The 11,902-nt window shown below is 33.4% G+C and carries 12 protein-coding genes; 10 read left to right on the forward strand and 2 right to left on the reverse strand.

All coding sequences use genetic code 11. The annotated features are described in order from the left end of the window. Positions 1–7 precede the first annotated feature (7 nt). The gene (gene rpsA, locus ACJJVP_RS11380; protein WP_036155742.1) at positions 8–1,843 is read left to right on the forward strand and encodes a 30S ribosomal protein S1; all 1,836 of its coding nucleotides are present in this window, start codon (positions 8–10) and stop codon (positions 1,841–1,843) included. Between the two features lie 468 nt (positions 1,844–2,311). Here rpsA and ACJJVP_RS11385 read toward each other — a convergent pair whose 3' ends face one another. Both ACJJVP_RS11385 and ACJJVP_RS11390 read right to left on the reverse strand, forming a co-directional pair. Further along, complete coding sequence (locus ACJJVP_RS11385; protein ID WP_405413776.1) at positions 2,312–3,562, reverse strand: OmpP1/FadL family transporter; 1,251 nt, start codon at positions 3,560–3,562, stop codon at positions 2,312–2,314. Further along, positions 3,552–4,892, reverse strand: coding sequence for a DUF4270 family protein (locus ACJJVP_RS11390; protein ID WP_405413778.1), 1,341 nt, complete (start codon positions 4,890–4,892; stop codon positions 3,552–3,554). The genes ACJJVP_RS11385 and ACJJVP_RS11390 overlap by 11 nt, the downstream gene beginning before the upstream one ends. 239 nt (positions 4,893–5,131) lie before the next feature. On the opposite strand from ACJJVP_RS11390, the gene ACJJVP_RS11395 reads away from it, so the two are divergent. The 9 genes from ACJJVP_RS11395 (at position 5,132) to pdxH (ending at position 11,895) form a co-directional block, all read left to right on the forward strand. Continuing rightward, positions 5,132–6,121 (forward strand): Kelch repeat-containing protein, encoded by a 990-nt coding sequence (locus ACJJVP_RS11395; protein ID WP_405413779.1) that lies wholly within the window; start codon positions 5,132–5,134, stop codon positions 6,119–6,121. A gap of 74 nt (positions 6,122–6,195) precedes the next feature. Beyond that, positions 6,196–6,537: a DUF4907 domain-containing protein gene (locus ACJJVP_RS11400; protein WP_405413780.1), complete on the forward strand. Its 342-nt coding sequence runs from the start codon at positions 6,196–6,198 to the stop codon at positions 6,535–6,537. 5 nt (positions 6,538–6,542) lie between these two features. Further along, positions 6,543–7,577 (forward strand): sensor histidine kinase, encoded by a 1,035-nt coding sequence (locus ACJJVP_RS11405; RefSeq protein ID WP_405413781.1) that lies wholly within the window; start codon positions 6,543–6,545, stop codon positions 7,575–7,577. Next, positions 7,574–8,302 (forward strand): LytR/AlgR family response regulator transcription factor, encoded by a 729-nt coding sequence (locus ACJJVP_RS11410; RefSeq protein ID WP_405413782.1) that lies wholly within the window; start codon positions 7,574–7,576, stop codon positions 8,300–8,302. The genes ACJJVP_RS11405 and ACJJVP_RS11410 overlap by 4 nt, the downstream gene beginning before the upstream one ends. A 114-nt stretch (positions 8,303–8,416) precedes the next feature. Further along, entirely contained in the window at positions 8,417–8,956 is a 540-nt protein-coding gene (gene pyrR, locus ACJJVP_RS11415; RefSeq protein WP_405413784.1) for a bifunctional pyr operon transcriptional regulator/uracil phosphoribosyltransferase PyrR, read from the forward strand. Positions 8,957–8,960: 4 nt separating this feature from the next. Then, a complete protein-coding gene (locus tag ACJJVP_RS11420) occupies positions 8,961–9,887 on the forward strand; it encodes an aspartate carbamoyltransferase catalytic subunit (protein ID WP_405413785.1) in 927 nt (308 codons plus the stop codon). A gap of 1 nt (position 9,888) precedes the next feature. After that, positions 9,889–10,221, forward strand: a complete 333-nt coding sequence (locus ACJJVP_RS11425; protein ID WP_405413787.1) for a ribonuclease Z — start codon at positions 9,889–9,891, stop codon at positions 10,219–10,221. A gap of 42 nt (positions 10,222–10,263) precedes the next feature. Beyond that, a complete protein-coding gene (locus tag ACJJVP_RS11430) occupies positions 10,264–11,169 on the forward strand; it encodes a ribonuclease Z (RefSeq protein WP_405413788.1) in 906 nt (301 codons plus the stop codon). Positions 11,170–11,247: 78 nt separating this feature from the next. After that, positions 11,248–11,895 carry a pyridoxamine 5'-phosphate oxidase gene (gene pdxH / locus ACJJVP_RS11435; RefSeq protein WP_405413789.1) on the forward strand — a complete coding sequence of 216 codons (648 nt, stop codon included), beginning with the start codon at positions 11,248–11,250 and terminating at the stop codon, positions 11,893–11,895. Positions 11,896–11,902 lie beyond the last annotated feature (7 nt).

Here is an 11,902-nt window from a genome sequence, read left to right on the forward strand (position 1 = left end):
TCAGCAAATGGCTGAAGAAAAAACAAACGCAGAGGTAGAAGCTACTACTGAAGCAACACAACAAGCTGTTGAAACTCCACAGCAAGATCCAAAAGAGTTCTTAGAAAACTTTAACTGGGAAAAATACGAGCAAGGTATTGAGCGTGTTGATGATTCTAAATTAAAGGAATTTGAAGAATTAGTTGCCGAAAACTTCGTAGATACTGCCGATGAGGAAGTAGTAGAAGGTAAGGTTGTTTATATTACTGATAGAGAAGCTATCATTGATATTAACGCAAAATCTGAAGGTGTAATTTCGTTAAACGAATTTCGTTACAACCCAGGTTTAAAAGTTGGAGACAAAGTAGAGGTATTGATCGATATTCGTGAGGATAAAAGTGGTCAATTAGTATTATCTCACAGAAAGGCGAGAACTATTATGGCTTGGGACCGTGTTAACGCGGCTCATGACAAAGAAGAAATCGTTAGTGGTTTTGTTAAGTGCAGAACTAAAGGTGGTATGATTGTTGACGTATTTGGTATTGAAGCTTTCTTACCAGGTTCTCAAATAGATGTTAAGCCTATTCGTGATTACGATCAGTATGTAAACAAAACAATGGAATTCAAGGTTGTGAAAATCAATCATGAATTTAAGAACGTTGTTGTTTCTCATAAAGCGCTTATTGAAGCTGATATTGAAGAACAGAAGAAAGAAATCATTAGCCAATTAGAAAAAGGACAAGTATTAGAAGGTGTTGTTAAAAACATTACTTCTTACGGTGTGTTTATTGATCTTGGTGGTGTTGATGGTTTAGTTCACATTACTGACCTTTCTTGGAGCAGAATCAACCACCCGAACGAGGTTGTTGAGCTTGATCAGAAATTAAATGTTGTAATTCTTGATTTTGATGAAAACAAATCTAGAATTCAATTAGGTCTTAAGCAATTAGAGAAGCACCCTTGGGAAGCTTTATCTGATGAAATTAAGATTGGTGATAAAGTAAAAGGTAAAGTAGTTGTTATAGCTGATTACGGCGCATTCATTGAAGTTGTTGAAGGTGTTGAAGGTCTTATCCACGTTTCTGAAATGTCTTGGTCTACGCACTTGCGTTCTGCACAAGATTTCGTAAAAGTTGGTGATGAGGTTGAAGCAGTTGTATTGACATTAGATCGTGAAGATCGTAAAATGTCTCTTGGTATCAAGCAATTGACTCCAGATCCTTGGACTGATATTACTACTAAATACCCTGTAGGTTCTAAGCATAAAGGTATTGTAAGAAACTTTACAAACTTTGGTGTTTTCGTTGAACTAGAAGAAGGTATTGACGGTTTAATTTACATCTCTGATCTTTCTTGGACTAAGAAAATCAAGCATCCATCTGAGTTTACTAACGTAGGTGATACTTTAGAAGTTGAAGTATTGGAATTAGATGTTGATGGTCGTAAATTAAGCTTAGGTCATAAGCAGACTACAGAAAACCCATGGGATAAATATGAAACTGAATTCGCTTTGGGTACAGTTCATACAGCAACCATTTCTGATGTAGTTGATAAAGGTGCAACAATTGAATTTAACGAAGATATTACTGCATTCATTCCTCAACGTCATTTAGAGAAAGAAGATGGTAAGAAACTAGGTAAAGGCGATGAAGCTGAATTCAAGATTATTGAGTTCAATAAAGACTTCAAACGTGTAGTAGCTAGTCATACTGCTATTTTCCGTGAAGAAGAGCAACGTAATGTAAAAGCAGCTGTCAAAAGACAAGCAGCTAGCGCAGATGAAGCTAAGCCTACTTTAGGTGATGCTAACGATGCACTACAAGCGTTGAAAGACAAAATGGAAGCTGATTCTAAGAAGAAGTAATTTCATTAGTATATATCCTTGAAAAAGGATAATAAGTAAAAGCCCGGATTCATATCCGGGCTTTTTGTTTTTCAAGATTATGGAGTTTGATAGCGCTATTATACCTAACAAAACCATTTATATTGCCAGATAAGGTGAAGATAAAAAGCTTGGAACAATAAGTTAGTTGCAATTTATAATTAGGAAATAACTAATGTATTTAGGCTCCTATAAGTAGATGTAAATAAAATTCTAAAAGCTTCCAACGTTATAGATTGTTGGGTTTGATATGTGCCAAACTTAACTAATGTGCGCTTAACAAGCTTAAATACAAAAGCCCAGATTATTCATCTGGGCTTTTTTTAATATCCACAATTTCAGTTCCTATTAGGGTTCTAAAAAAATGAATTACTAATGGAGATCTTAATATAATTAGGTATGTGCTGATGTTGCTGAAATGGAACTAATGCTTATAGTTTGCACCAATTACTAATAGACTTTTTTCTTAACAAACCATAAGTCTTCTAAGCTTAGGTTTAATGTAACTAAATGGTAGTTTTCTTTTATGAGAACATTCTGCAATAAGCCTTTAGAACCATAACTATACGAAAGGTTTATCATAGAATGTGTACCTCTACTTGTAGGTATACCTATACCTGCGGTAAAGTTGTAACCTTCTACTTTGTTGTCGCCTATTGCTAAGTAACCATTATCATAATTGTACCCTAATCTATAGGCAAGCCTTTGACCATATTTGTAGCTAGTAGGGTCTTGAATAAATTCTAATCCGAAGGCATAAATATCTTGGTCTTGATATGACCCTATATTTTCAGATTGATCGGTATCCGTCCAAAAGTTTTTCTTGTAATCAGCACTAAAAGTTAATTCTTCAATAGGTTTTATACTCATTCCAAATCCAAGCTCTAATGGCAGTTTAAAGTCGGAAACAGAATCAGAGCTTTCGTCTTCTACTGAAATTTCAATACCGGATAATGATTTGTCTACAGATCTTTTAAGGTTTCCATTCAAATTAGTAGGTAATTGGACGGTGCTACCAATAGTGATCTTATCATTAACGTCATATTGAAGTCCAAAACCTAACCTTGCACCGCTATAATTCGTTTTTTCTATTGATTCAAATGATGTGGAGTTATAAATAAAAGATTCGGTTTCTTCAATGTTTCCGAATAAGAAAGAAGCACTTAATCCTAATCTTAATTTTGGGTTAAGAGAATAACCAACATTTAGTTTGATGTCGTTTAGCCCTCCTAGACCTGTAATGTTGCTTTCGAAGACTTCTGTTGAACCTTCAATGTTACTGCTTACACCAAGTAGGGAATATCCAACATCACTGTATGGAACCATTGTAATACCTGCGCCAAGATTCTCCATAATTCTAAAACCAAATGCGATATTAGAGAAGTTTACATTAGATTTTTCTTCAGAAGCAGATGTGTTACTATAGTTATTGAATTCTCCTGTTACCCCTATATCATATAAAAAGGAGTTTTGTGGAATTAAGGCATAGTTAGCAGGGTTCAAGTTATTGAGTTCGTATGGAGATTTTATTCCAATACCGCTATATCCTAAGCTATTGAATTTACCGATACTAGTTTGGTTTATTACGCCTAAACCATATAGTGAATATGGTGAACTAGTTAGCGCTTCTGACTGTGCAGAGACTTGATTAAAAGCGAATAATATTCCTATGGTAATAAATATAATTTGGTTAATCTTCATCGTATATACCGTATGTTAATTCTAAAATTGTTTCATTTTCACCATTTCCATTACCGCTCATAATAAATCTATCAACAGAAGAATTGTAATCAACGGGAAGTAAAATTAGAGCGTCATCTATATCTCTGTCTTTTAATTGAAGTTCTTCTAAATAATAGGACAATGATATCTCATAATAGATTTCATTAAATTCTTGATCCTCCCTGTTGAGTATAGCATAAGAGGAAGAGGACAGTGTCTCGATTAAGTCATTGTTTTGGTCAACGACATAAACGGCAAGCGTATCTCTTAGTTTTAAATGATCGTCATAGGTACCCGCAACCGGTTTTATTTTTAAAACACCATCTAGTATGGTTCCACTACCAGGTATATCATAAAGACTGGTTATACTTGGGAATTGTACTCGCATAGCTACGCCAACACCAGACTCTATATAGCTTTGATTGTAAGAATCTTCACTAGGTAAATTTACTTTGCTGTCTGTTAAGGATTGTAGTGGCGTTATGGGGTCATCTGCCGTAATTCGATTAAAGAATGGAATTGGGGTAGTGGTAGCATCAATTTGAATATCAATGTACTCTTGAACAGACTCATCTGCAGTGTCTGTACTGTAATATAGACGCATATATGTGTTTTCCGAAGATTTAGAAAATCCTATTATAGACCCATTATCAGTTTCATCCGGTAGTATCGCAATCCCTTTAAAGTAGTCTCTGTATTCGTCAGAATTAACAATATTTTTTTCCTGAAGCTGATCAAAAACATCGGTTCCAAATTCATCTATTAATTTAATAGTTAAAGAGTCGCCGGCTAAAGGTCTTGGTCTATATTCTAAAAATCCAAGATCATCTTCATCATACCCAATATTACTTGTATTATAAAAATAATCGTCGCTTACTGGTTTTAGATTTTCATTAATTTTTTTAATATGAACTGTATTTGTTTGCAGTGTATCGTTATAATAATAACTGTCATACCCTAAAACCATTACAAGGCTGTCAAATTCAGCTTCAATATCTATAGTATAGGTTTCTGGCAAAAATTGCATGTAACTTGATGCTGTTATAGTGCCAAAAACTGTGTCGGTGTATTTACCATTAAGAATTCTAGAAGATTCAGAGGTGGTAATACTATCAAACTTCATAGTAGAAGTACTGACTGTTAATGTGTCAATCAATATGAGACGAATGTTGCTATCGGTAAATGTATCTCCGGCAACAAAATCTGAATCATTATATATATCATTACTGCAAGAGATGGCGGCAATCGATAAGAAACCGCCGAACATTATAATGTATAGCGTACGCATTTTGTTTAATAACACCTTCATTTAGAATTAGATTTTTATCAAAACTAAATACCAAGTATGGTTGTAAAAACCTGAATAGACGAATCGGTAATGTTAAGGGATGAACACTGTTATTTGAACTATTAATGAAATGTTTGTGTTCGTAGATAAAAATTAGGGTTTGGTATGTTAAATATCATTCTTAATCTATTGTGTTTTTTTAGACACTATGGTCTCTAGTAGATTTGATCTTGAAAAGAAGAACTTTAAAACAAAAAATAATGAATAAAAGAAAATCGTATGTATACAAGATTACTGGAATGGCATTTATGGCTATGGTAATTTCAAGCTGTTCAAGTGATGATGATGACGATTTAGGAAACTGGATAGATAAATCTGTTTTTGATGGTAGTGCTAGAAGTAGTGTGTCTGGATTTACAATAGACAATGTTGGTTATATGGGTGTCGGTTATGATGGTGATGACTATCTGTCATCATTTTGGGCATATGAGATTGATGGAGATTATTGGTCGCAGAAAGCAGATTTCCCTGGTGTTGCCAGAAATGCTGCGGTAGGTTTTGAAGTTGATGGAACTGGTTATATAGGTTCTGGTTATGATGGTGTTAATGAATTAACTGATTTTTATAGTTATAATACGGCATCTAATACTTGGACAGAAATTGCATCATTACCAACTGCAAGAAGAAGTGCAGTAGGTTTTGGCGTTAATGGTTCTGGTTATGTTGGTACCGGTTATGACGGAGAGAATGATAGAAAAGATTTCTGGAAATATAGTCCAGGAACCGATACCTGGACCGAACTAGTAGGTTTTGGTGGAGATAAACGAAGAGCTGCAACTACCTTTGTTATAGATGGTTTGGTGTATTTGGGAACAGGTGTTTCCAATGGAGCTTATTTAGATGATTTTTGGGTATTTGACCCTTCAACAGAGGTTTGGACAAGTAAATTGGATCTTGATGAAGAAGATGAATATGTTATTACAAGAAGTAATGCTGTAGGTTTTACTTTAAACGGTTACGGGTATATAGCTTGTGGAGAATATGGAGGAACTGTTAGCACTGTTTGGGAATATGATGCATCAACTGATGAATGGGAGCAGAAAACCAATTTTGAGGGAACATCTCGCCAAGACGCCATTGCTTTTTCGAATGGTACACGTGCTTTTATTGGTATGGGTAGAACAGGTACTTTATATTTAGACGATTTAGATGAGTTTTTTCCTCTTGATGAGTATGAAGAGGAAGATTAGTTTTTCATAGTGAGTGCATTTTTTAATTTTATGGGCCAATCTGTGTGGGTTGGCCCATTTTTAAATATTTATTTATGAGTTCCACTCTAAAATATTCGATTGCAATTGTTTTATTTTTGATGTTAGGGTTAGGTTTTCTAATTTATAATCAAACAGTTACCAATAAAAGTAAGACTCTTCATAGTGAAGTGATCGATTTAAATGATGGTTATGGTTATCAAATTAAGGTTGGAAATAAAATTGTAATATTACAAGAATATATTCCTGGTTTTCCTGGGAAACAAAAATTTGCTTCTGAAGAAGAGGCTCTTAAAACAGCAAATTTGGTTTTATCTAAATTAAAAGAAGGTAAGTCACCTGTCTTGTCACCATCAGAAATGGAGAAACTGGATATTGCTACCTTGGTGGGTCATTAACCTTTATGGAAATAATAATAAAAAATAGAGTTCAAATACTTGTTCATATTAGTATATGGATATTGTTATGTGGGCTTGCTTTTTATCCGGTATTAAATGATGCGAGACCAATTCCTTCAGATGTTTTTCCTAAGCTGATCGTTATTCTTATACTTTTTTATTTCAATTATTTCTATTTAGTACCGTCGTATCTATTAAAAAAAAGTGTTCTTGTTTACCTTTTGGTTTCCGCTGGTCTATTAATCGTTTCAGTTTTGTTAATTGATCACTTTTATGAGCCAAAATTTCCTGAAAACATATTTATGGACCATCAACCTCCCAGAGGATTGGCATTTATGCCTGTCTACAGATCTGTTGTAAATCTTGGAATCCCTTATGTTATCAGCGCTATCTTAAGAATGTATGTTGAATGGAAACGAAATGAGAATTTAAGATTGTCTGTCGAGAAAGAGAACATAAAGTCTGAATTACAATTTTTAAAAGCACAATTAAATCCACATTTTTTATTTAATTCACTCAATACTATTTATGCCCTTTCTGTAAAAAAATCTCCAGATACTTCTGAAGCTATAGTTGATTTGTCTGAATTGATGAGGTATATGATTTATGAGGCAGATAAAGATTTAGTTCCGTTGAATAAAGAATTAGACTATATTAAGAGTTATATTAAATTACAGCGTTTAAGATTATCTGATAGTGAAAATGTATCTTTAAAAATAACAGGAGAAGATAGGGGTAGGGCAGTACCACCTTTATTATTTATTTCTTTTATAGAAAATGCCTTTAAGTATGGTACAGATTATAAAGGTAAAACTTACGTAAAAATTACGTTGACAATTACAGGTGCTTCTGTTTATTTAAATGTTAAAAATAAAATTGGGGTTTTTAGAGAACCCACTAAAAATTCAGGTATTGGTTTAGAAAATATTAGAAATCAATTAGAATTGATATACCCAGGTTTACATGATCTTGTTGTAGAGAATGATGGAAAGGATTATGAAGTTTCACTAACTATTTACCAAAAACAACCTAGCTTATGAAATGTATAATAATTGATGACGAACCACTAGCAATTGAAATTCTTTCTAGCTATTGTGAAAAGCTAGATTTTATTGAATTGGTAAATACATATACCAATCCTTTAGATTCCATTACGGAAATCAATGAAAAGAAAATTGATTTGATTTTTTGTGACATAGAAATGCCTCAAATAAATGGAATTGATTTTATGGGGACATTAGACAATAAGCCTTTGTTTATTTTTACCACAGCCTATTCTCAATATGCCGTAGATGGCTTTGAGTTGAATGCTGTAGATTATTTGGTGAAACCAATTCCATATCATCGTTTTATAAAATCAGTATCTAGAGTACAAGATTTAATCTCAAAAAAAGAAAAACCTATTATGGAAGCAAATGTTTTCTCTTCAACCGGTGATAGTACAATAGAAAAAAAATTCATTTTTGTTAAGGCTGAGTATGAAAGCATAAAAATTGATCTTGACCAAATTGAATATGTACAAGGTTTAAAAGATTATTTGAAAATTCATATTGCTAATACGAATAAGACGATTTTAACATTAATGAGTTTTAAAGAAATAATGAATAAATTACCTGCTAACCAATTTCTTAGAGTTCATAAATCTTATGTGGTTAACGTAAATTATATTAAAACGGTACAGCGTAACAGAATTGTAATTAATGACATGCGTATTCCAATTGGTGAGAGTCATAAAGAGGCTTTTTTCTCTATCCTAGGTTTGTAGACTCGTCTTTTAAAAGGGTTTAGTTTACAGTTTCATTTTTACTTCCTTAATTAAGCTATTAAAGTTTAGATAGAATTATCTATTTTTGTTTAGCTAAAAGCACGGGTGCCTATTATGAGTCAAAAAGTTTTACTCTCTTCTAAAGAAATAAATATCATCCTGCATCGATTGGCTTGTCAGCTTCTCGAAAACCATTTAACTTTTGAAAATACGGTTTTAATAGGTATTCAACCTAGAGGGAAATTTCTTGCTCAACGCTTGACAAAAATTCTGAAAGATGAATACAAAGTAAAACAGATAGATTTAGGTTTCTTAGATATCACTTTTTATCGTGATGATTTTAGAAGGGGTGATAAGACTTTAGAAGCTACAAAAACAAAAATCGATTTCTTAATAGAGGATAAGAACGTAGTCTTAATAGATGATGTTCTTTATACAGGTAGAAGTATAAATGCGGCGTTAACTGCTTTACAATCTTTTGGTAGACCAAAAGATGTAGAACTTTTGTGTTTGATAGACCGAAGATTTAGCAGGCATTTGCCCATACAGCCTAATTATAGAGGTCGTCAGGTAGATGCGATCAATGATGAGAAAGTAAAGGTGATGTGGGAAGAAAATGACGGGGAAGATATTATATATTTAGTAAATAGATAAGAAAATGAGCGAACTGAGTGTTAAACACTTACTGGGAATTAAATACCTAAAGGAAACCGATATTCAGCTTATTTTTGAAACTGCCGATCATTTTAAGGAAGTGATCAACCGATCGATTAAAAAAGTGCCTTCGCTTAGAGATATTACAATTGCCAATATATTTTTTGAGAATAGTACCAGAACAAAATTGTCTTTTGAGCTTGCAGAAAAACGATTGTCTGCAGATGTTCTTAATTTCTCTGCCAGTCAGTCTTCTGTAAAAAAAGGAGAAACCTTAATCGATACCGTAAATAACATTTTATCTATGAAAGTAGATATGGTAGTTATGCGGCATCCTAATCCTGGTGCGGGTATATTTTTATCCAAGCATGTAAATGCATCTATTGTCAATGCTGGAGATGGTGCGCATGAGCATCCTACACAGGCATTACTGGATTCTTATTCTATACGAGAAAGACTTGGTGATGTTGCTGGTAAAAATGTAGTTATTGTAGGTGATATTCTTCACTCAAGGGTGGCGCTCTCAAATATATTTGCTCTCAGATTACAAGGAGCAAATGTTAAGGTATGTGGACCTAAAACTTTGTTACCTAAACATATAGAATCTTTAGGTGTAGGTGTGGAAACCAATTTAAGAAAAGCTTTGGAGTGGTGCGATGTAGCTAATATGTTACGTATACAGAACGAAAGATTAGATATATCTTATTTTCCGACAACACGAGAATACACCCAACAATTCGGAGTCAATAAAAAATTACTTGATAGTTTGGATAAAGAAATTGTAATCATGCACCCTGGTCCTATAAACAGAGGTGTAGAAATTACAAGTGACGTTGCAGATTCAAAACAATCAATAATTCTGAATCAGGTTGAAAACGGAGTAGCCATACGTATGGCAGCGATTTATTTGTTAGCATCTAAAATTAAATGATATGATTTTTACTAAAGAAGGATCGTTGATAATCGTCTCTCAGGAAGAAATTTCTATTGAGCGTTTTTTGGAAAATTTGGATAAGGAATATACCAAATTAAAGAATGATAATTTAGTGTTAGATTTATTGAGATTCTCTGAGCTTACGCCATATAATGTTATTTCATTTTTAGAAATAGCTAGAAAACATAAAGAGAACAAACAGTCTTTTGTTTTGGTATCTGATAAGGTTTCATACGATGAAGTGCCAGAAGAAATCAATTTAGTGCCTACACTTCAAGAAGCTAGGGACATTGTTGAAATGGAAGAAATAGAACGTGATTTGGGTATTTAAAACAACCCTGAATTGCAAATAGGAATACTTAAGTACTTTTTTATGCATCTTACTGTATTGGGTTGCTATGCGGCAACACCAAGAACACTTACGAACCCTACATCTCAAGTTCTAGAGATCAATAATCAAGTGGTGTTAATTGATTGTGGAGAAGGTACCCAAGTGGAGCTGAGAAGGCATAAAATAAAGTTCTCTAGAATCAATCATATTTTCATTTCTCATTTGCACGGAGACCACTTTTTTGGGTTGCCAGGTTTTATTTCTACAATGAGATTGTTGGGAAGAGAGAAAGAGTTGCATGTTTATGGTCCTAAAGGAATAAAAGAGGCGATAACTTTACTTTTAAAGTTGGGAGATTCTTGGACCAACTACCCTCTATTGTTTCATGAACTATCAAGTAAAGAATCTGAACTTATTTTTGAGGATAGTAAAATTAGTGTTACTACAATACCGCTAGATCATAGAATTTATACAAATGGTTACTTGTTTCAGGAAAAAATTGGAAAGCGAAAACTGAATATTGAAGCTGCTGAGGAATATGGTATTGATAAGGCATATTATCAAAACATAAAAAATGGTAAGGATATTACTTTAGATAATGGAGAAGTGATAGCCAATAGTACATTAACTTTTAATCCACCAAAGCCAAAATCATACGCTTTTTGTAGTGATACTATTTATGATGATAGCTTAGCTGAGAAGATTAAAGATGTTGATGTTTTGTATCATGAATCTACTTTTTTAGAGTCAGAGGCAGAATTGGCAACAAAAACTAAGCACGCTACAGCTATGCAGGCGGCAAAAGTAGCAAGAGATGCTAATGTAAGAACCTTGGTATTAGGTCATTATTCTACTCGATATAAATCTATAGCACTATTTAAAGAAGAAGCTTCAACAATTTTTCCTAATGTACTTCTTGCCGATGATGGTAAGACTTTTGATTTTTAAGCTATTAAATACATTTTTATAACGTTTATTTTCCTTTCTTTTTAGAACTTTGTTTATCTTGTTTTTAACACGAAAATGATGCAAAAAGATTTAGGCGATTACAGGAAATCTTACGAGAAAAGTGCGTTGATGGAAGACAGTATATCTGACAATCCAATTCAACTTTTTCAAACATGGTTCTATGAGGTTGAAAAATCTGATGGAGTAGATGAACCAAATGCCATGACGGTATCTACAGTTGGTTTAGATGGTTTTCCTAAAAGTAGGGTAGTACTTCTAAAAAAATATACTCACGAAGGTTTTATCTTTTATACGAATTACAATAGTGAGAAAGGTCGTGCCATTAGTGCAAACCCAAATATCTGTATTTCTTTTTTCTGGGCAAATTTAGAACGCCAAGTGATTATAAAAGGAATTGCGGAAAAACTGCCAAAAAATCTATCTGACGGGTATTTTGATTCAAGACCAGACGGAAGCAAGTTAGGAGCGATGGTTTCCGATCAAAGTACGGTAATAGACTCTAGAGCTGTTTTAGAGGATAAACTTACCAAGTTGGAGAAGGAATATGAAGGTAAGGAAATTGAAAGACCAAACTATTGGGGCGGTTATTTGGTAAGACCGGTTTCTATGGAGTTTTGGCAAGGAAGACCTAATAGATTGCACGATCGTATTAGGTACACCCTTACAAATGAATATGATTGGAAAATTGAGCGATTAGCTCCTTAAATAAGTA

The sequence above is a fragment of the Maribacter sp. Asnod1-A12 genome, from assembly GCF_045063735.1.
Classification (GTDB): Bacteria; Bacteroidota; Bacteroidia; order Flavobacteriales; family Flavobacteriaceae; genus Maribacter.